Raw genomic sequence first — 20666 nt, forward strand, 5'->3', positions numbered from 1 at the left:
TGTTCAGTTAATTATATCAATTGAATTTACTTTTGAAATAAACCCTAGTTTTTCTTTCGCATTATCGCTACACCATGGTTTATCAGGATTATCAGAAACACCATAGAATGTTCCATATTCAATATCACTTATAATTGCATCTTTAAACAAGGTAACTGTATCTACTTCTGAAAGCCATGTATGACGATTACGTTCTATATTTTTATAAATTTCTTTTTTCTCATTTAATTTTACACTTCCAATTCTCAAATTGATAACCGAAAGAGGATATTGGTTACTAAACGCAAAACCTATATTTTCTACAGCTAGTTTAAGTACTCCATACAATCCTTCTGAATACGGATAATCGTTTACATTAATTTTTCTTCCCAACTTTGATTTCCCCCCAGACTCATAGTAATCCGTAACATGATTACTACTTGCAAAAACAACCTTTGGAATATTTAATTCGACTGCTGCCTTAAGAATATTATAAGAAGCTTTGAAGTAGACATCGACCATATTATTCATCTCAGAAATATTAACAAGACTGCCAGCATTACCAGTGGATAACAGATTTACTAATACATCTGTTCCACTTGGTATGTTATCGATAAGTTCTGCCAAATTCTTGGCATCTGTTTTCTTAGCGTTATCATTATTTTCATCAACGTTAATATCAAGACTATGAACATCAAATTCCCGTTTTAACCCCTTTTGTAAGATTGTCCCAATTGTTCCGCTACCACCTATTAAAACAACTTTTTTCATATAGACACCTCCATGCATCAATTTCATAATTAAGATACTTGGTAAAAAATCTGAACATTGTGCTATTTAATTTCCATTGCAGCCGACTGCTTTTTAGCAGAGACGGCTGCAACTAACTAGGAAAAGAGGCCCACCTTTTCATTGTGGATTTTCAAGCTCAGTGCTCTTCCTGTAGATCACCGTGTTTCATTACAATCAAAATCATGTTTTTCTATAATCCGCACAATAATATTTAAATTCCATTAAGTATTCGGTTTCTAATATAGACTTGGTAACTATGAAATTCATTCCCATAAGTAATATACCCATTATTTAGAAGTTGTATGTTAATCTAATTTTGAATATCTAAATCGGAGCTGTCTGCCCTGTATAAGATAATTAATTGTATAAGAGTTTCTGTATTAGCCAATAAAAGGATTTTTCCCCATTGATTTCATGACCTCCATTAAAGTAATGGTATTCTAACTCAGATTCTGCTCCTTTTCCCTTATAAATCTCTAATAGGTTTTTCATAGCTATTTCTACTTGATGCAAGGGGAAAAGCTGATCTTCCTTTCCTGATTCTATAAAAAGTGGCCTTGGAGCAATTGAAGAAATTAACTCATCCATCTCTCCAATTTTAAGTATTCCTGGTATATAATTATCAAGGCAATGTCTTCTGTGCATAATACTTCCTTTAAAAGTACTCAAATATCCACTAAGTACGGTTGCCTTTATCCTTTCATCAAGAATTGAAGTAAATGCCGCAATTAATCCCCCGCCAGAAAAACCGAAACATCCTATTTTCTCTTGATCAACCATTTTAATAGTTTGAATATAGTCTAACACCCGTATTAACTCATGAACCCTCAAACCTGCAATTGTCTTTCCCATTAACAATAGCTGACTTGCAATTTTAAAACATGAATTTTCACATGGTGGTACTGCGTTCATATCCTCTTCCAGTCTACGGTCCCCAAAACCAATAATCCCTGGTACTACAACAATTACACCCATTTGTACTATTTTTGCAGCAAATTTATTATGAATACCTGTAAAGTCACTATCTACATTATCCGTGTTTAGACCAATAGCTTCTTTCATTCCATGGCCGTGGCCATGAAGCGCTAGAACAACAGGAAGCTTTCGTTTCTTCTTATTGGGGATAAGTATATAAAACGGAATTCTTAGCGGATAGATAGACATAATTTCAACACATATCAATTTATAATTTTTCATTTTTCTTTTTTCCAGTATCTTTGGGTTAAATTCATTATTCTCATTTTGAAAACTTCCTAAAGCTTCCTTGACACAATCTTTTATATCTTCTTGTTGATTGCCTCCACTTATGGAATGAGTGGTGTTATTGTACTGTTGATTTAAAAATCTATTTACCCTATTCAATATTCTCCCTCCCTATATTTAATTAATCTCTAATCCTATAATTATAATATACTTTTCTGACAAATATAGATTGCTGTTCAATTTTTAGATAATATAGTGTGAACTTTAAGCACTTTTATTCGCTGAAGTTATTACCATCTACATGCGTGATAAAGGTGAAAAACTAATTATAGCTTTTTTACGCACTTCTCCTAACACCTCTAAATTACTATTTCATACTATGTATAAGATGTTATTTAATTACTGGAGGAAATCATAATGATAAATAAATCAATAATCGGCAGCCAAATAAAAGGAAAGCATATCCTAATCTATGATCGACTATGGTGGATTCAAGGACAAAGAGCATTGCTTTTGCAGAAATATCACCCGAACTTAGAAATAATGTCTTATCATGATTTTATAAACTTAGTAAAGGGAAAAGGCGTTAAAGTAATTAACAAAGAATATGAAGTTATATCAACCTTAGGTTTGTGGACAGCTGAACGCCTAATTCAATACAATGTCCATGTATATTCTTCTGTTGCTGGTTCATATAGTTATCTAGCCACAAACCAAGACGATTTTCGTGAATGGTCTGAGAAAATCAAGCCAAATTATCGGTACATCAAACAAGTAATTAATAAAATAGATAGGATTGGTGCCGTTAATAGGAAACTAGCCAATACAATTAAAAAATACTGTCCAGATAAACATGTAGAATATATTAAAGCTTTTGTTGAAACAGACAAATTTAAGCCAATGCCATTAACTAAAACAGATACATCGACATTTACGATTGGTTGGGTAGGTAATGCCGATAAAAGATCGAAGAATTACCACACGGTATATAAAGCAATAAAAGATCATTTTAAAGATGACTCTACAGTTCAATTTAAAGAAGCAACAAAAGAAACTCGAATCGATAGAGAAGATATGCCAACATTTTATAACTCCATTGATTTATTACTCGTTACTGGAGTAAATGAAGGTCTACCAAACCCTGCTATGGAAGCTTACGCTTGTGGAATACCTGTATTAGGAACTAATATTGGCATCATTAAAGACTGGGCATCGCCAAATGCAAAAACATTAATTCTTAACTCCGATGACCCTAGAAAATTTATAAATAAAATTAATCAATTAAAAGCTAATCAAAAACTTCATCAAACCCTAAAAAAAGAAATTCGAAAAAATATAGAAAACAACTGGACTATAGAACACAATATTGAAGACTGGTTATATACATTATTCAATATAGGTGGTGAACGTTAATGGAAAAAATATGTATAGCTGTTTATGTTTTTGGAAACTACACCCGATATGCTCCCTATTATATTTATAGCATTTTAAAAAGCTATCCTAATTACTATGTGAAGGTGTTTTCTAAAGATCCTCTTTCAGCAAATGAAAATACAGCCTTAGAACTAATCCGAAATCAAGTTTCACCTAATTTCGAAGTTGTTGAAGGGTATCTAGGCGAATATATTAATCTAGAAGACCCATCAAAAATGGTAGGTAGTATTGGAACTATGTTGCGTTTTTTAATTCCTTATGAGGAATTCAAGGACTTTAAGTATGTTTATATTGGAGATATCGACTTTTTAATTATTCGAGAAAAGCCAACTTTATTAGACGTTCATAAAAAGCATTCCAAGAAAATCGGCGTTCCTTATAGTAATGCAATTCGTCCCAACTCAAAACGACTTACAGGGCTCCATTTTTTCAAAGTAAAAGACTACTATAAAAAGATGAATCCAATTATTCAATATTACTTGAATAATCCTAATAAATTATATAATGAGGTAAAAGAGTTACGATACGATGAAGAATTTCTATATAAAATTATCGAGAAAGGTATTGGTTTTGGGAAAATTGAGGAACATTTTTTTCGACCTCCGCATGGTTTTCATATTGGAGTAGCAAGACAAGGAGACGATCAGGAAAAATTAAGAAAAATAGATCGTTATTTAAATCAGAAGAAATTAATAAGTCAAGGAGTTATTGAGCAATTAGATATATTTTTTAACGATCCGATATTTAAAAAAATAATGTTGTTAACCCCAGATAACAGCATTAAATTTCTTGAAAAACGAGTAAAGCACTTTAAACCACAATAGAATAGATAAAGTGCTAATTACATGCAGGAAAAATACGGTCTAATTTTCATGAAATAGAAAAACAGCGATGAATGATTCATCGCTGTTTTTTATAATTTGTAAATTATACAAGTTGCATCATTGGATAATTACTTTCAATATAACGCAGCTGTTTAGTTTTACCATCTGCAAGAACTGAATGTGTTATATAATGCTCATTCTTTCTCTGAATTCCTTTTAAAAATAAATTAGAGGTAATTCCTGTAGCAGAAAATATACAATCATCTGTTGAGACCAATTGTTGATGACTCAACGGTACCTCCATTTCATATATCCCCATCTTATTACATCTTTTAATTTCATCTTCATTTCGAGGCATTAACTTTGCTTGCATTTCTCCTCCTAAACAACGACTTGCTACAGCTCCTAACACACCTTCAGGGGCTCCTCCAATTCCATAAAACATATCAATATCTAATTCTTCCATACATGTAGCTGCTGCATATATGACGTCGCCATCCGAAAATAAATTTACGTTGGCTCCAATATTTCTGATCTTATCAATATATTTTTGATGTCTTGCTCGATCTTGAATAAGGATATTTAAATCCTCAATTTTTTTTCCTGTTGCATCTGCAACTCTAGAAATATTTAATTCCAGAGTTGCTTCTATATCAATAACCCCTTTTGCTTTAGGACCTACTACAATTTTTTTCATATACATGTCAGGCGCATGTAATAATGTACTTTCAGGTGCAGCTGCAATTACTGTTATAGCATTTGGCTGGCCATTTACTGTTGGTGTTGTGCCTTCTATTGGATCTACAGCGATATCGACAGCTAATGCATTACCTAGACCTACCTTTTCCCCTATATAAAGCATTGGAGCCTCATCTATTTCCCCTTCTCCAATAACAACCGTTCCATCCATTTTCATTTTGTTTAATTGTTCTCTCATCGCTTTCGTTGCAGCTCCATCAGCAGAAATTTTATCACCACTTCCTACCCATGGTTTTGATGCAATCGCTGCTAACTCAGTAACTCTTAAAAAATCAAATAGTAAAGACTGCATGGAGCACATCCCCCTTGGATTTAGCTACAATGTGTATCTGCAGCTACTTCTTGATTTTGTTTCGCTAAAAATTTATTCTCATTATCCGTTATTTTATCGACTTTTCGCTTTGATCCTTCTTGCCAGTTTACACTTAAATATGCTTCTACAACTTTTAAAGCTACTTCTTCACCAATAATTTGAGCACCCAGCGTGATTACTTGAGCATTATTACTTAATTGCGCTCTTTCTGCAGAATAAACATCGTGAGCAAGAGCAGCACGAATGCCAGGGTATTTATTAGCAGCTATACAAACACCGATACCCGTACCACAAATTAAAATTGCTCTATCAATTTCTTCATTACTAATTGCTTTGGAAACTTCAAATGCAACATCCGGATAATCAACAACATTACAAGAATAACAACCATAATCTACTATTTCGTGATCTGTTCCAGATAAGTATCGATTAATGGCTTCTTTTAGGTCAAATCCATTATGATCACTACCAATTCCAATTTTCATGTTGTATCCTCCTAATTTTCACTTTATATTTTCATTTTAGTTCATGATACAAATATTTTCAATTGTTTATTTTCGTTTATTTTTATTTTGTTTCGTATTTATTGTTTTTTATCAAAAAAAAGAATCAGAATTTCTGATCTGACTCCTTTTTTATTTATTTTTAAAATTAATATTAACTGGCTTGTGACTGTTGTTCTTTTATAAAGGATAAAAATGCTTGAAGAATAAGATAAGAAGACGTTGCTCCTGGATCTTGAGCACCTATCGATCTTTCTCCTAGCCTACTTGAACGGCCTTTTTTAGAAATTAAATCCTTTGTTGATTCCATTCCTTTTTTTGCTTCTATAACTGCACTTTCAAACGAAGCATAAAAGTCCTCAGTTATATTATACTTTGACTCTAATTCTCTAGCGAATGGAGCGAGTGTATCTACCATCGTTTTATCACCAATATCGGATTGCCCTCTTTCTTTAATCCCTTTAGTAAAAGCAATCCAATAATTGATTAAATCTTCTTCATTTAATATCGTTTTATTTTTTACTTGTTTTGCACCTCTCATAAATCCTGTGGCATAAAGCGGCCCAACTGATGATCCAACTGCATTCAAAAATGTCTTGCCAACAGTTAGATTTATCTTAGCTATATCTTCTTCATCCGATAGGTCACTCATTAATTTTTCCTTCACTGCTTGCCAGCCGATTGACATTGTAACACCATGATCTCCATCCCCAATTTTACGATCCAATTCACATAAATAATCTTTTTCTTCTTCAATTATATCCACGATATTATGAAAAAAAATTTTAAATTCTCTTGATGTAAATTCCATGTTAATCCTCCTATTTCGGTTGGTCTACTTCTGAACAAACATTGGACAATTGACAGGGTGATCAATTCCTTTCTTTAATTCATCATCTAGTTTCATTAAAGTAACGGAACATCCACCCATTTCTAAAGAAGTAATATAGTCACCAACATATGAACGATAGATATGAATACCTTTTTCTGATAGTATTTGTTCTACTCTTCGAAAAATAATATATAATTCCATTCGTGGAGTGGAGCCTAATCCATTTACTAAAACAGCTACTTCATCTTGGTTTGTCAGAGGCATATCAGTTAAAATATCCGTTACAAGTCTTTCTGCTACTTCATCTGCAGTAGCTAATGGTCCTTTTTCAATTCCTGGTTCCCCATGATGACCAAGACCTATTTCCATTTCATTTTCACCTAACTCAAAACTTGGTTCACCTGTTTGTGGTAAAGCACATGGTGATAGACCAACTCCCATTGATCGAGAATTTTCATTTGCTTTTTCTGCCATTCGAATTACATCGTCTAAGTCATAACCAAAATCCGCAGCTGCTCCAGCAGATTTGAAAATAAAGAACTCACCAGCAATCCCACGACGCTTCTTTTTTTCTTCTTTCGGAGCAGAGGCTACATCATCCGAGCCTAATGCAATCTTTACTTCAATATCTTCCTCTAAATCTGCCATCTCTGCAGCCATACCAAAATTCATTACATCTCCAGCGTAATTTCCATGCAGATAGGCAACACCAGCTCCTTTGTCAATTGCCTTTGTTACTTCAAGAATCGGATCAGGAGAGGGAGATGCAAAGATATTTCCAACTGCTACTCCATCTGCCATTCCTTCACCAACATATCCTAGGAATCCAGGCTCATGTCCAGAACCTCCACCTATCAAAATACCAACCTTATTCTCTTTTGTTTGTCGAGTAGTTACTAGAGCACGTTTATTTTGATTTGATTGTTTTATATAATCTGGATGTGCTTTAACATAACCTTCTAACATTTCTTCTACTACATGATTTGGATTATTTAAGAGTTTTTTCATTATTGTATGCACCTCACATTATGATTCAATTAATCTTAATTTCAAAATAAAGCGTTTACACTAATATTAGACGAGTTCACGCAATATCAGTGTATAGTTTACTCATTATTAAACGACAGCTTCATCCTTTGAACCTTTTGCTATTTCTTCTTCAGGTAATCTCAAGAATCTTGTCATAATAGCTGCTGCAAAATATAATCCCGCAAGTAACCACATTAATCCTTGTGTACCAATGAAATCATAAAATAGAGCAACAAGTGCCGGTCCTACGAATACACATAATCCTGCTCCAAGATTTAAAATAGACATTGCAGCGCCTTTGTCCCCGTCTCCAACTAAAGATGGGGTTAAAGCTGAAAGTGGAACAAAACCAGCTAAACATGCGCCCCATAACATTCCAATTGCTCCAATTAAGAATACATTTCCAGTAAACACTTGTGGTACATAGAACATCATTAACGTAAATACACCACATCCAACCGCACCAATCCAAGTAATTGTGTTTCTCCATCCAAATTTGTCGCCAACATAACCAAATATTAAATTAAATGCAATGTTGGAAATAAAGATAGTTCCCCAAATGTTCAACCAGACTGTTGTTGAAATTCCTTGACCTGATAAGTAAATCGGTAAAAACAAAGGAAACGCATATTGCGACGCTTGGTTAATTATTCTGACAATACCCGCTACAGCGACTTTAGGTTCTCGCTTTAAAATAGTTATTCCATTTAACAATTCTTTAAATTTACTACTTTTGCTTTCCTTCTCTTCTAGGTCAAACTTATCTTTGTTAACAATTAAAGCAAAGTAAGCCCCTAACAATACCCAAAATACCGCACTCCACATAGTAGGAATGTGCCCAACCCAATTAATCATAAAGCTAGAATAATATGCACCTAATACGCTTAGTCCTCCAGTAAACACAAACCAGAACCATCCCACTGCTGTTCCAAGTTGATGTTTTGGTGTACGATAAGTAACCCATACAAGAAATGAATATGCAAATAACGGATATCCAAAGCCACGTAGTGCGTATGTTGGAATCATTAATTCATAGACTAAATTTGGCATAGCAAATCCAACAAACAGAACGTGTCCGAGTAGATATAATACTAATCCCATTGTCATTGTTTTCCTTGGACCGAATGCCTCTACTAGTACTCCAGATAACCACGCTGCAATTGCAATTGTTACACCATAAGATGTAGTGAGTACTGCTGCTTGCTGGACAGTTAATCCTTGATCTACAAGGTACGGACTAATCCAAGCAAGCTCTAATCCATCACCCATCATGAAGATTAATACTCCAAAATAACCCCATACTAAATTGGAAGGAATACCAATCTTATCCAAAAAAGTCTGATTTTGCCCTAAACTTCGCACAAGTTTCTCCCCCTTTATAGTGGAAACCTCTTACGGTTTCAATATTATTTTTAGTGACTTATCTCCCTTTTTCATTAATTCGAATCCCTTCTCAAACTCTTCTAAAGGAAGTTGATGTGTCACTACTCCACTAGTAGGGAAATCTCCATTTGCAATTCCATCAATAACTAACGGATAACAATATGGCCCAAGATGTGATCCGAGTAAATCTAGTTCTTTTCGATCGCTAATAATACTCCAATCTACCGTTACAGGTTCTCCAAACACACTAAATTCTATAAATCTACCTAATTTACGAATAGCATGTAATCCTTGCTCCACTGATTTTGGATGCCCAGTAGCCTCTATATAGATGTCACATCCATAGCCTTCTGTCATATCTTTAATTTCTTGAACAACATCTGTCTTACTAGGGTTAAGAACAATATCTGCTCCGAATTGTTTGGCAAGTTCTAGACGGTCTTCTTTCATATCTAATACAACTAACTTAGCAGGTCCTGATTTTTTTATAGCACCAATCATTCCTAAACCAAGTGTACCCGCACCAGACAGAACAACAAAATCTCCTAGCTGTACTTGCGCCCGTTGTACGGCATGTAAACTACAAGCATATGGTTCAATGAGAATAGCATCTTCAATCGGCAAATCCTCTGGTACTTTATAATTAATCGCTTCTTTTGTAAATTTCATATATTCCGCCATTCCACCATTTACGTTGTTTTGAAATCCATATAAATCATGCTTTTCACACATCCAATATTGGCCTCGATTACAGAAACGGCACTCCCAACAAGGTACAATTTGCTCAGAAATTACACGATCACCAATTTCAAAATCAGATACTTCATTCCCTTTTTGCACAATCTTACCAATAAATTCATGACCAGGAATCATTGGAGCTTTAATATATGCCGGTTGTGTTTCATCTCCCCAAAAGCTAGGCGCACCATCATAAGCTTTAATATCCCCTGCACAAATTCCACAAGCCTCTAACTTTATAATTATTTCTTTATCGTTTTCTAGTTTTGGAGTTTCTACCCTTTCTTCAAATTTATAATTTTTAGGGCTATATGCTACAACAGCTTTCATATGTGTTGGTATCTCTTGCTGCTTAGTGCTCTCTTTATTTTCTACCGATTTCTCCATGCTTTCATCTCCCTTAACATTTATTTAAAACAAATTTCAATTTTTCATCTTATTGAAATCGTTTTCAATTTATAGTTACATATTATCATTCATTTTCGAATTGTCAATAATTTATTTCGTATTTTATTATTTCAATTCATATATAATCATAAATAAATAATTCGAAAATAAAACGAAAATAAATATACTTCATTATTGCTTAAATGAACAAAATACCCTAATATGAAATTAGATTACTTATTAAGGGTGAAGTTTCATGAAAATGTTTGCTAGTGAAAGAAGAAATAAAATTATTAACCTATTACAAGAACAAAAACGAATTACTGTGAAAGATATAGCATTACAGATAGGGGTATCTGAAGCTACATTAAGGGCAGATCTAAACAAAATGGAAAATGATGGTTTACTTACAAGAACACATGGTGGTGCCGTCATTAATGATGAAAATGAAAATGAAACAAGTTTTAGTGCAAGGAAAAAGAGAAACAAAGAAGAAAAAATACAAATATGTAAAAATGCTTTTGAACTTATCGAAGAAAAACAATGTATATTATTAGATGCTAGTTCCACTGCACTAGAACTAGCTCGTTTATTAAATCAATCTTCAAAACGAGTTACTGTAGTAACTAGTGGAATTCAAACCGCCTTTGAGTTAAAAGACAACCCTGATATTACTACAATCTTAATTGGTGGCGTAGTTACAAAGAAATCAGCATCTATTGAAGGTACACTAGGAATAGATATATTAGATAGTGTCAATATAGATATCATGTTTACTTCAGCAAATGCACTATCTTTTGAAAATGGCTTAGAAGATTTTAATTTATATGAAGTTCAATTAAAAAAAGAAATTATACGGAGAGCTTCAAAAGTAATTGCGCTTATTGATTCCACAAAAATCGGGAAATCATCTAGTGCTGTTTTTGCAAAGTTTGATCAGATAGACCGAATAATAACAGATCAACCTATAGATCCGTTATTTAATAGCAAATTAGATTCTCATCAGATAGAAACAATCATAGTTTAAACAATTTATCCGATAAAAAACGAAGACTTATATAAGTCTTCGTTTTTTATGCTCTACTCAAAGATAATTTAAGCTTATAGATTATAGAGTTATATGAATTTTATTGAATCATCCATTGAGGTTTTCTAAATCCAAACCCTGGAATTCACCATCTATAATTTGTTATTTCATCTAATTCCACAATTTCTTTAATATCTATAACCTGCTGCTCTTTCTCATCCTCTGTAACAACTCGATTTCAATAAACATATTCAAAGCTGCAGCCTATTCATCTTCAATCTTCTTATACTACTTCAAAATAAAATCGAGAATTGCGAACGAGGATGTGGCCCATAATATAATCTGGAGCCTCATCCTCGCATTTCAGTGTAATGATACGTTCTTTAATTTCTAGACAGTTTAAAATTCTCTACTAATTGTTGTAAGTCCTCAGCTACAGATGTTAAATCAGATGCTGAATTTGCTATTTCTTCCATAGATGCAAGTTGTTCTTGTGTAGATGCAGAAACATTTTCTGCTTCATTTGATACTGTGTCACCAATGGATGCTACTCCTTCAAATATAGAAGTAAATTGTTTCGTCGCAGTAGAAATTTCTTCAATTTCAGTAGTTACACTCGTAATTTGATTCGTAATGGAATCCACGTATCCAGTAATATTCGAGAATGATTGATCTGCATTATTTGCGATATTAATACCTTTTTCAACTTCTGTTGTTGCAGCTTTCATTGAACTCACAGTATTCGCAGTTTCCGATTGAATTGCGTTAATCATTGTCTTTATTTGTTCAGCTGATTGGGAAGACTTTTCGGCAAGTTTTCTTACTTCATCAGCTACAACAGCAAATCCTTTCCCATGCTCTCCTGCTCTGGCTGCTTCGATTGCTGCATTTAGAGCTAACAAGTTTGTTTGCTCGGAAATATCTGTAATAACATCAATAATTTTGCTAATTTCTTCTGATTGATTACCTAAATCTTGAATATTATTTGATAGTTGATGTGTATTCTCTTTGATAAATTTCATTTGACTAATTGTCGTATTCAGAGCTTTATTCCCTTCATTAACAGCAGAAATGGTATTGGTAACTGTATTTGAAACCTCATTCGAGCTCGATTCGATAGTATAAATAGACTCCGTCATTTCCTTCGCTAATTTGGAACTTTTCGTTATATTGTTATTTAGACTATTCATCCCCTCAGCTACTTCTTGTACGGATGAAGAAATTTGTTCTGTTGCTGAGGTATTTTGTTCTGTACTAGCATTTAATTGCTCTGCAGAAGATGCTAAATGATTTGATTTATCTCTAACTTGAAGTATAATTCCATTCAAGTTTTCTCGCATTTTATTAAACGATTGAGCAAGTGTGCCTAATTCATCATTTCGATGTAAGTGTACTTCATCGCTTAAGTCTCCATGACTTATCGTGTTACTTGCACTTACAAGATGATAAATCGGTTTAGAAATAGAGCGAATGATAAATACAATTAATACTCCTCCAAGAGCTAATGCAATCGTAATAACAAGGATTGTCGTATTTAAAATTGGGCTCACATTATGCGTTATTTCACTATTAAACATGCTCCCAGCTATTTTCCAACCTGTAATTTCACTTGTAGCAAATGCTAATTGTTTTTGATCCCCTTCAAAAAGATAGTTGAACTTCCCATTTTCTGAGTCATATAGTTTGGTGAAAAAATCTTCTGTTGCTTCAGCACCAGCCTCATAATTGGGATGACTGATATAATTTTGCGCTTCATCTAATAGAAACAAATACCCTTCTTCACCGATAGTGACTGAATTAACTATATCTGTCAAACTAGCCAACTCTAAGTTTACTGCCACAACACCATCGTTATTAGCAGTAGCTTTCGCAAGTGTCACCACCACTTGATTGGAAGAAGCTGATACATAAGGAGTTGTTACAATTACTTCTCCTTGATTGTCCATCGCTTGTTGATACCAAGGTCGCTCTCTTGGATCATAATCTGGTGGATTTTTAAAGGATGTAGGAAAATTCATAAACTCTCCCGTCTCCGTTCCTACATATGTTTGTTCAAAAGCTACATCTTTCGAATTTTGCATATTTTCTAGAATTCTGCCCGTAGCTTCATCTGCATTATCTTCTATATCCGATGGATCAATTGCAGTAGATAAGTATTCGATACTATCCATTTGGTCATTCATAAACTGATCAATGGTTTGTTTCATTATTTCTACACTCTTTTGGGCAGAGTCTAACATACTTTCCTCAATCTTATTCTTTGCACTTTGGTAAGAAGTTGCTCCGATTGCGATACTAGGGATTAATAATATGATAAGAAACGCTATTATTAATCTATTTCTTAAACTAATTGATTTCTTGATTCCTTTTTTCTTCTTCAAGTTGTGTTACCTCCTGCTATAAGTAATTGTGCAATCATGAGCTTTATATCGACCAAAAGCACTATAACTTAACAGCAAGTGTAAAAATAAAAATAATCATAAAAGTCGAATAATTATAGAACTCCCTATCTATAAGATTATATCTATTTAGCAAATAAGCACCTATCTCATTGATAGATGCTCGTTGATTTCGTTTTTCATCATTGTTTAATAGTCACTTATTGATCTACATTTCCCATACTATTTTTATTTATAATATAGCTAGTTATATCAGCAAGTTCTTCATGTTGATACTTTCTATTTTTTGTAGTTAATTCTTCTAAGAAAAAAGTATAGAGACTTTTCTCATCTGTAAAGATATTAACCCGGTCATTATTTGAATAATTTTTCACAACCGTATGATTTTGAGAAGCACAATTATAATACACAATCGGTTCTACAAAATTATACTTCGGATTCGCTTCTTCTAAAAAGTGTTTCAGTTTTAATGCTGTCTCGATTACTTGGTTAGATGGATTTCCATAGGATATTACTTTTACATTTGCTTGCAAGGATTCAGGTACACCATCATTTTTAATTACAATCGTATGTTCTTTATGATCATCATACGGGAACATCGAATGAATTAACAAATCTAGCGTTTCATCTTGACCATAAGAAACTCCATGTAAAACTGTACCTGACCATTTCTTCGTTTCTATAATGTACATTCCTGTAGGCAACAAAATGAAATGATCAATTTGTTTCGTCTTTAATTCAAGTCCTTTGTTGTAAGGAACAAAAAGATTACCGAGAATCACCATTTCTTCTTTTTGTACTAGATTTTGTTTGACTAACATATCCTTTACATGTAATAAAATGTTATGAGTTTCTACTTCACCGCTATTAATGGAAAATGCCTTCAAGCTATTTATATAATCATTTTTATCACTTATAATTTTATTAAATCTATTTATTTCTTTATTGAGCTCAATCTCAAAACGTTGATGTTCATTATGCAACATATTCTCGTACTCAGAGGTTTGTGTTTCCATTGTTGCCGATACTTCTTCCGTTATCGCATCAATGTTATATTCATGCTCCCTTTCCATATTCTTTGTACGCTTCAATAAAAATACAATAACGATAGCAAAAATAATTATTATCGACAAGTAAATTATAGTTACCATATTTATCCTCCTATACGGTTATTCTACTACATCGCTGTGACAATATCTTCTAAATAAACGGCAAACTTTTAAACAATTTCTGCAAAAATATAAATCCAACTATTTGTGATTAGAATACATCATACTATTAAATAAACCAACCTTTATCATGAATTTATGACTAAATTGCCAAATGATATGCCTTTAGAATTTATAGAAGTATATTATCCACCCTATGAAAAAAGGATTCTAGCTACCAACTGAATCCCTTTATCGTAACCATAGAATAAAACTAGGAAGATCAATAAGTCAACATAAAAAACCCTCATAAACATTGTGTTTACAAGGGTTAACCTAACGTCCCAGGCAGGATTCGAACCTGCGACCCACAGCTTAGAAGGCTGTTGCTCTATCCAGCTGAGCTACTGGGACAAATTTGGAGCGGGTGAAGGGAATCGAACCCTCGTCATCAGCTTGGAAGGCTGAGGTTTTACCATTAAACTACACCCGCAAAGTCTATCTCTACTCAATCATTATGTATGCCGTCTTTTTTAACGGACAAGTAATATTATATGACCGAGTAAACAATTTGTCAACAGTTTTTTTAAAAGTTTTAGTCAGTAACAAAAAAAGTTACTGACTAAACTTTTATAGTATTGTTGAATAAGACATATTTTTAATTTTTTGTCCATCCACTGTATAAAACTGAACAGAAACCGTTTCATTATCTAACCATTCTAATATAGCATACGTCTTCTCCACGCGGTTTCGCGGCATACGAATACTTCCTGGATTGATAAATAATTGTTCTCCAATTTTTTCTGCACCAGCAATATGTGTATGTCCAAAGCAAACAACTTTAGCTTGATGTTCTTCTGCTGCATAAGAAAGTGTGGTAAGTCCAGATTTCACTTGATGGAGATGTCCATGTGTAATAAAGAATCTAGTTCCATCAATATCTTTTATTTCTTCAGTTGGATATCGGGGATCGAAATCACAATTCCCTCCAACTTTATAAAAAGGATGTAACACTTCTGCATCAAAATCTAATTCTGAATCGCCACAGTGAATATACCAATCAACTTCATCATGTTGATCCATTATTTCTGTTAGCTCCTCAGTCAAACCATGACTGTCACTAGTTATTAATACACGAGTCATCGTAACCCCTCCAATTGGTGACTTATAATGTATGTAACCATTTTTCAAGCTGATCAATCGCATTTTTACGATGACTAATTTGATTTTTTTTATCTGGATCTAATTCAGCCATTGTCACATCATATCCTTTAGGAATAAAGATAGGATCGTATCCAAATCCATGATCGCCTTTTTGGTTTCTATGAATGTACCCTTCACAATACCCTGTATTAAAAGTTGTTTCTTCACCGGGTTGCGCTATAGCCAATACACAAATAAATCTAGCATGACGATCTTGATCAGGAACATCCTGCATTTCCTGTAGAACCTTGTCTATATTCGCTTGATCATTAGTGGGTTCACCAGCATATCTTGCGGAAAATAGACCAGGTCGTCCATTTAAAGCATCAATTATTAATCCTGAATCATCAGCAATAACAGCTGTATTAAAACGTTCACTAATTTGTTCTGCTTTTAAAGCTGCATTTTCTTCAAAAGTAGTTCCTGTTTCCTCAATATCTGGAATAGATTCAGGTAAATCCAATAATGATATTGCTTGAATATCAAAGCTAGCAAAGAATTCCTTGAATTCTTTAGCCTTTCCCTTATTTTTAGTAGCAACAATTATTTTTTTCATATGATTACATTACTCCCTACAATTATCTTTCCATATCTATAATTAATTTATCTGCTAAAATTTCTTTTTGTATTTTCACCAGTTGCTGAATACCTTCTTCACCTAATTTTAGCATATTTTGTAATTGGGTAGGAGTAAAGGTCGCTTCTTCTCCTGTACCTTGAATTTCCACAAACTCTCCTGCACCAGTCATCACAATATTCATATCGACTGCTGCTTCCGAATCTTCTTCATAATTCAGGTCTAGAATTTCTGTTCCGTTTATTAACACCCCTACAGAAATAGCTGCTAAATAATCATGAATTGGCATTTTTTTTAATGTTTTTGCTTCAACTAATTTTGAGAATGCAAGTGACATTGCTACAAATGCTCCTGTAATAGAAGCTGTTCTTGTTCCTCCATCCGCTTGAATTACATCACAATCAATCCAAACTGTACGCTCTCCAATTTGATCTAAATCAACAACTGATCGTAATGCTCTACCAATAAGTCGTTGAATTTCCATCGTTCTTCCACTTACTTTTCCTTTTGAAGATTCACGAATATTTCTCTGGGCAGTAGCTCTAGGGAGCATGGCATATTCCGCAGTTATCCATCCTTTACCCTGACCCCGCATAAACGGAGGGACACGATCCTCAATACTTGCGTTACATATAACTTTTGTATTTCCCATTTCTATCAGTACGGACCCTTCCGGATGCGATATATAATTAGTTGTTATGTTTATATTTCTTAATTGATTTACTTGTCTCTGATCATTTCTCATTTTAATTCTTCCTCCTCAATTGTACACTGAATAGCTTATCATATTTTTTCAAAAAGAAACATTATCCATATGTTCTCATAAGATTGTTATAACTACTATTTATATCTTAACAAATTTAAAAACCTCTATACTACTTAAAATGTAGTAATAGAGGTTATAATTTAAAACATTATTATAATTCTTCACTTGGTGAGAATACTTGTTTTGTTACTGGTTCTGTATATGCTTCTCCATTTTCATTTACAACTTTTTCTACATTCTCCACCTTTACATCAACTGCATCTATATTTGGCTGTTCCGTAAGTGTACGAACCATAGTTTCCATAACCTCATCAGCTATAATCCCTTGCTCACTATCAGCTAATATTTCTTTATTAAATACTACCTCAAGAATACCATTACTTAATGTTGGTTCAGAAGCAAGCCCAGCCTCTGGATTAAATACGTTGACAACTGTTGATTGGTATCCAGGACCATCAATCAATTCTTCTATAATATTAGCAATTGCTTCATCTTCATTAGTTTCAATATACTGCGTTACTGGCACATAATAACGATTATTTTCTTGTTCGACTGGATAATACATTGTCACAGGTTCACTCTGTAGATAATCCAACGTATCATTGTTAATTATATTGATTCCATTTGCTCTTGAATAACCAGAATTAATCGGGGTGCCATTTACTGGCATTTCCTTTAAGTCTTGACCATTTACTCGTAACTTAACTTTATGCACATTTTCAAATTGTGTTAACGTATGCGTAACAGATTCGAGTATTTGTACTTCTTGATTTTCTTCATACTGGGTAAATTCTTCTGATAAGTCTACAATAATTGTTCCATCCTCTTGTAAATTAACTCCAAGTACTTCGGTACCTTCTGGTAGCACCGCTTGAAAGCCATTTGGAAGAAGAGGTGTTACTGGACCGCCTTTTACAAGATGCTCTAATACTTGTGCTGCTACTTCATTTGTATCAGGGACTGGAAGTTCTAGTGTTTGAGAAGCAACCATTCCATTTGCATCTAGGAGATACAAGTCTCTAGATACTGTCTCAGCCGTCTCTTCAGGTGTAGCTGAAACATCTTCCTCATCTACTTTGTCAAGATTATCTACTTCCTGTGCATTTTGAGGTGGATCAATTTCATCAAGTGATTGTTCTCCTTCAAAACACCCAGATAAAATAGTGACAATACTTATTGACCCTGCTAATAGCATTAATCGCTTTTTCATGCAAATACCTCCCACGATGGTTTGTACTACTATATATACGAGCCTATATAGAAAATAGACCAATAATAGAATAAATTTCCTATAAATGATATTAATTAGTGTGAAAGCAGAAATTATATGCGATTACAATGAAGCAAGCTTTTCATCTATTTTCAGGGAAGATTTTGTTCTTCCCCACTGATTATTAGTTGAATAGAATCAAGCGGGCAGTTTATTCCCTACTTATCTTTCTTCTAATCCCCAGTGTCTAGAGTGAGGAATTACCCGTTATATGCAAGATAAAAATTAAAAAAGTTCCAATCCTCCATAACAGATGATTGGAACTTACGTACGAGATTAATACAACTTACTATTATTTACCAAACTTTGTTTGTTGATATATTTGCTTGTTTAATGGTTAGCATTTGGAAGTGAGACTCTTGAAATACTGTTTTTGCAATTTCGATAAAAATCTCTAAATCACCAGTTGTATAAAATTGATGAAGTGGAACTAGATCACTTCGATTCATAATTTGGTGAACGTCAAGAAGTGTACTAGTTTCTCGTGCAGTTTCTTCACTGGAGGAAATAACAGTGACTTCTTCTCCCATTACCTCTTGTATGGTGGATTTAAGTAATGGATAGTGTGTACAACCTAAAATTAATGTGTCCATTTTTTTGTTGCTTGAGAATGGACGTAGAGCCTCTGTTACAACTGTTTTTGCTTCGGAACCGGATAACACGCCTCGTTCAACCATTGGAACAAATGGAGGACAAGCTAACCCACTTACTTGAATGTTCGATTTAATTTTCGCCAATGCTTGTGAGTAAGCTCCACTACTTATCGTTCCTTCTGTTCCAATTACTCCAACCTGGTTATTTGTTGTAGATTTTATCGCAGCGCGGGCACCTGGTTGTATAACACCGATAACTGGTATATCTAATTGTTCTTTTAAATCCTTTAATGTAAACGCAGTGGCCGTATTACATGCAACAACCAACATTTTTATATTTTTTGTTAATAAGAAATCCACCATTTCCCAAGTGAATTGCTGTACCTCTTTTTTTGATCTCGGGCCATAAGGACATCTAGCTGTATCCCCTAAATAAATTAATTGCTCTTTTGGAAGCTGCCTCATAAGTTCGTGAACAACTGTAAGTCCACCTACGCCCGAATCAATTACCCCAATCGCTTTGTCCACAAAGATGTCTCCTCTTTCGTTTGATTATTTTTCGTTAACTATTTTCATCTCTTTATATAGAAACTCTAACAAGTGATTCAACTGATTTTTTTCCTCTTCAGAGAATTTCGTTAAGACTTCTCCTAAATATGCCTGTCGTTTATCAATTACTTCTTCAATAATATGTTTGCCTTTTTCTAATAAGTGAATGCGAACAACTCGTCGATCATTTGTATCGCGTACTCGCTCAACCAATTCATTCTTTTCCATACGATCCACTAAATCTGTTGTTGTACTAAATGCATGACTAATTCGATTTGAGAGTTCCCCAATTGTTAAATCTCCTTCTTCTAACAACCATTGTAAAGCGATAAATTGTGGAGAAGTGATTGGATAATTGTTTAAAATTTTACGACCATTTTGCTTGATCATTCCAGATATATAACGTAATCTCTTTTCCATTTGATTTACTGAATCACTTAATTCGTTCTTTTTCAACGTTCATCCTCCTACTTACTGTTCATCTATCAATTTCCAATATATTCATCTTATGTAATTGATGGAAGTTGTTTTATGTAAGGCTTGTTACTATAGTAAACCAAAATGAACTTCTTGAAAACTTTTTTGAGTAACTGACTGATTTCCGCACAAATATACGCACTAATTTTTACTATAATCATAAGCTATATTGACTAAATAATTTCCCTTCATCATGCAGCTCTATAGAGCAAGGAGGGGGTAACATTTGAAGGACAACGAGTATAAACCGAAGCAATTATTAACCAAACGCGAGAAAGAAGTGTTTGAACTATTAGTGCAGGATAAAACAACAAAAGAAATTGCACAGGAGTTGTTTATTTCCGAAAAAACTGTCCGGAACCATATTTCAAATGCTATGCAAAAATTGGGAGTCAAGGGACGGTCACAAGCCGTAGTTGAGCTTCTTCGCATGGGGGAATTAAAGCTCTAATAAAACCGACTACCCTTAATAGGGAGTCGG

20 protein-coding genes and 2 tRNA genes are annotated in these 20666 nt (G+C 33.7%); 4 read left to right on the forward strand and 18 right to left on the reverse strand.

Annotated elements, in window-relative coordinates; translation table 11 throughout:
- Positions 1 to 3: 3 nt before the first annotated feature.
- Both C794_RS11085 and C794_RS11090 read right to left on the reverse strand, forming a co-directional pair.
- The gene (locus tag C794_RS11085) at positions 4 to 750 is read right to left on the reverse strand and encodes an NAD-dependent epimerase/dehydratase family protein (RefSeq protein WP_017797205.1); all 747 of its coding nucleotides are present in this window, start codon (positions 748 to 750) and stop codon (positions 4 to 6) included.
- 378 nt (positions 751 to 1128) lie between these two features.
- Positions 1129 to 2133, reverse strand: coding sequence for an alpha/beta hydrolase family protein (locus tag C794_RS11090; protein WP_017797206.1), 1005 nt, complete (start codon positions 2131 to 2133; stop codon positions 1129 to 1131).
- A gap of 258 nt (positions 2134 to 2391) precedes the next feature.
- Between C794_RS11090 and C794_RS11095 the strand changes: the two genes are divergently transcribed.
- On the forward strand, positions 2392 to 3387 hold the full coding sequence (locus C794_RS11095; RefSeq protein ID WP_017797207.1) for a glycosyltransferase family 4 protein: 996 nt from the start codon (positions 2392 to 2394) through the stop codon (positions 3385 to 3387).
- Positions 3387 to 4232, forward strand: coding sequence for a hypothetical protein (locus C794_RS11100; RefSeq protein ID WP_017797208.1), 846 nt, complete (start codon positions 3387 to 3389; stop codon positions 4230 to 4232). Before C794_RS11095 ends, C794_RS11100 begins: the two co-directional genes overlap by 1 nt.
- A 103-nt stretch (positions 4233 to 4335) precedes the next feature.
- Here the strand turns inward: C794_RS11100 and glpX are convergent, their stop codons facing one another.
- From glpX to C794_RS11130, 6 genes are all read right to left on the reverse strand, one after another.
- Positions 4336 to 5283, reverse strand: a complete 948-nt coding sequence (gene glpX / locus C794_RS11105) for a class II fructose-bisphosphatase (protein ID WP_017797209.1) — start codon at positions 5281 to 5283, stop codon at positions 4336 to 4338.
- 20 nt (positions 5284 to 5303) lie between these two features.
- The gene (rpiB, locus tag C794_RS11110) at positions 5304 to 5789 is read right to left on the reverse strand and encodes a ribose 5-phosphate isomerase B (protein WP_017797210.1); all 486 of its coding nucleotides are present in this window, start codon (positions 5787 to 5789) and stop codon (positions 5304 to 5306) included.
- 172 nt (positions 5790 to 5961) lie between these two features.
- The gene (gene dhaL / locus C794_RS11115; protein WP_017797211.1) at positions 5962 to 6618 is read right to left on the reverse strand and encodes a dihydroxyacetone kinase subunit DhaL; all 657 of its coding nucleotides are present in this window, start codon (positions 6616 to 6618) and stop codon (positions 5962 to 5964) included.
- Positions 6619 to 6642: 24 nt separating this feature from the next.
- Complete coding sequence (locus tag C794_RS11120; RefSeq protein ID WP_017797212.1) at positions 6643 to 7647, reverse strand: dihydroxyacetone kinase subunit DhaK; 1005 nt, start codon at positions 7645 to 7647, stop codon at positions 6643 to 6645.
- Positions 7648 to 7755: 108 nt separating this feature from the next.
- The gene (locus C794_RS11125) at positions 7756 to 9030 is read right to left on the reverse strand and encodes an MFS transporter (protein ID WP_017797213.1); all 1275 of its coding nucleotides are present in this window, start codon (positions 9028 to 9030) and stop codon (positions 7756 to 7758) included.
- A gap of 30 nt (positions 9031 to 9060) precedes the next feature.
- The gene (locus C794_RS11130; protein ID WP_017797214.1) at positions 9061 to 10176 is read right to left on the reverse strand and encodes an erythritol/L-threitol dehydrogenase; all 1116 of its coding nucleotides are present in this window, start codon (positions 10174 to 10176) and stop codon (positions 9061 to 9063) included.
- Positions 10177 to 10432: 256 nt separating this feature from the next.
- Here C794_RS11130 and C794_RS11135 point away from each other — a divergent pair, with 256 nt between their 5' ends.
- Positions 10433 to 11203, forward strand: a complete 771-nt coding sequence (locus C794_RS11135) for a DeoR/GlpR family DNA-binding transcription regulator (protein WP_017797215.1) — start codon at positions 10433 to 10435, stop codon at positions 11201 to 11203.
- A 383-nt stretch (positions 11204 to 11586) separates the two neighbouring features.
- On the opposite strand, the gene C794_RS11140 is transcribed toward C794_RS11135, so the two are convergent.
- From C794_RS11140 to C794_RS11185, 10 genes are all read right to left on the reverse strand, one after another.
- Positions 11587 to 13584: a methyl-accepting chemotaxis protein gene (locus C794_RS11140; RefSeq protein ID WP_017797216.1), complete on the reverse strand. Its 1998-nt coding sequence runs from the start codon at positions 13582 to 13584 to the stop codon at positions 11587 to 11589.
- Positions 13585 to 13802: 218 nt separating this feature from the next.
- Positions 13803 to 14753: a nuclease-related domain-containing protein gene (locus C794_RS11145; protein ID WP_017797217.1), complete on the reverse strand. Its 951-nt coding sequence runs from the start codon at positions 14751 to 14753 to the stop codon at positions 13803 to 13805.
- Positions 14754 to 15090: 337 nt separating this feature from the next.
- Positions 15091 to 15164: transfer RNA gene (locus tag C794_RS11150), tRNA-Arg, on the reverse strand.
- Between the two features lie 5 nt (positions 15165 to 15169).
- Positions 15170 to 15243, reverse strand: a tRNA-Gly gene (locus C794_RS11155).
- A 137-nt stretch (positions 15244 to 15380) separates the two neighbouring features.
- Entirely contained in the window at positions 15381 to 15893 is a 513-nt protein-coding gene (locus tag C794_RS11160; protein WP_017797218.1) for a metallophosphoesterase, read from the reverse strand.
- 22 nt (positions 15894 to 15915) lie between these two features.
- On the reverse strand, positions 15916 to 16509 hold the full coding sequence (locus C794_RS11165) for an XTP/dITP diphosphatase (protein ID WP_017797219.1): 594 nt from the start codon (positions 16507 to 16509) through the stop codon (positions 15916 to 15918).
- Positions 16510 to 16531: 22 nt separating this feature from the next.
- On the reverse strand, positions 16532 to 17275 hold the full coding sequence (gene rph, locus C794_RS11170; RefSeq protein ID WP_017797220.1) for a ribonuclease PH: 744 nt from the start codon (positions 17273 to 17275) through the stop codon (positions 16532 to 16534).
- A 172-nt stretch (positions 17276 to 17447) separates the two neighbouring features.
- Positions 17448 to 18506 carry a GerMN domain-containing protein gene (locus C794_RS11175; RefSeq protein ID WP_017797221.1) on the reverse strand — a complete coding sequence of 353 codons (1059 nt, stop codon included), beginning with the start codon at positions 18504 to 18506 and terminating at the stop codon, positions 17448 to 17450.
- Positions 18507 to 18862: 356 nt separating this feature from the next.
- Positions 18863 to 19687, reverse strand: a complete 825-nt coding sequence (gene racE, locus C794_RS11180) for a glutamate racemase (protein WP_017797222.1) — start codon at positions 19685 to 19687, stop codon at positions 18863 to 18865.
- Positions 19688 to 19711: 24 nt separating this feature from the next.
- The gene (locus C794_RS11185) at positions 19712 to 20164 is read right to left on the reverse strand and encodes a MarR family winged helix-turn-helix transcriptional regulator (RefSeq protein ID WP_017797223.1); all 453 of its coding nucleotides are present in this window, start codon (positions 20162 to 20164) and stop codon (positions 19712 to 19714) included.
- A 247-nt stretch (positions 20165 to 20411) separates the two neighbouring features.
- Here C794_RS11185 and C794_RS11190 point away from each other — a divergent pair, with 247 nt between their 5' ends.
- Positions 20412 to 20636, forward strand: coding sequence for a helix-turn-helix domain-containing protein (locus C794_RS11190; RefSeq protein WP_010651078.1), 225 nt, complete (start codon positions 20412 to 20414; stop codon positions 20634 to 20636).
- Positions 20637 to 20666: the final 30 nt, after the last annotated feature.

The sequence above is a fragment of the Oceanobacillus kimchii X50 genome, from assembly GCF_000340475.1.
GTDB lineage: Bacteria > Bacillota > Bacilli > Bacillales > Amphibacillaceae > Oceanobacillus > Oceanobacillus kimchii.

Coding starts and splice junctions, on each gene's coding strand:
- glpX (WP_017797209.1), bottom strand. CDS start 5,283: ATGCAGTCTTTACTATTTGATTTTTTAAGAGTTACTGAGTTAGCAGCG.
- rpiB (WP_017797210.1), bottom strand. CDS start 5,789: ATGAAAATTGGAATTGGTAGTGATCATAATGGATTTGACCTAAAAGAA.
- C794_RS11145 (WP_017797217.1), bottom strand. CDS start 14,753: ATGGTAACTATAATTTACTTGTCGATAATAATTATTTTTGCTATCGTT.
- C794_RS11175 (WP_017797221.1), bottom strand. CDS start 18,506: ATGAAAAAGCGATTAATGCTATTAGCAGGGTCAATAAGTATTGTCACT.
- rph (WP_017797220.1), bottom strand. CDS start 17,275: ATGAGAAATGATCAGAGACAAGTAAATCAATTAAGAAATATAAACATA.
- C794_RS11100 (WP_017797208.1), top strand. CDS start 3,387: ATGGAAAAAATATGTATAGCTGTTTATGTTTTTGGAAACTACACCCGA.
- C794_RS11120 (WP_017797212.1), bottom strand. CDS start 7,647: ATGAAAAAACTCTTAAATAATCCAAATCATGTAGTAGAAGAAATGTTA.
- dhaL (WP_017797211.1), bottom strand. CDS start 6,618: ATGGAATTTACATCAAGAGAATTTAAAATTTTTTTTCATAATATCGTG.
- C794_RS11085 (WP_017797205.1), bottom strand. CDS start 750: ATGAAAAAAGTTGTTTTAATAGGTGGTAGCGGAACAATTGGGACAATC.
- C794_RS11095 (WP_017797207.1), top strand. CDS start 2,392: ATGATAAATAAATCAATAATCGGCAGCCAAATAAAAGGAAAGCATATC.
- C794_RS11165 (WP_017797219.1), bottom strand. CDS start 16,509: ATGAAAAAAATAATTGTTGCTACTAAAAATAAGGGAAAGGCTAAAGAA.
- C794_RS11135 (WP_017797215.1), top strand. CDS start 10,433: ATGAAAATGTTTGCTAGTGAAAGAAGAAATAAAATTATTAACCTATTA.
- C794_RS11130 (WP_017797214.1), bottom strand. CDS start 10,176: ATGGAGAAATCGGTAGAAAATAAAGAGAGCACTAAGCAGCAAGAGATA.
- C794_RS11160 (WP_017797218.1), bottom strand. CDS start 15,893: ATGACTCGTGTATTAATAACTAGTGACAGTCATGGTTTGACTGAGGAG.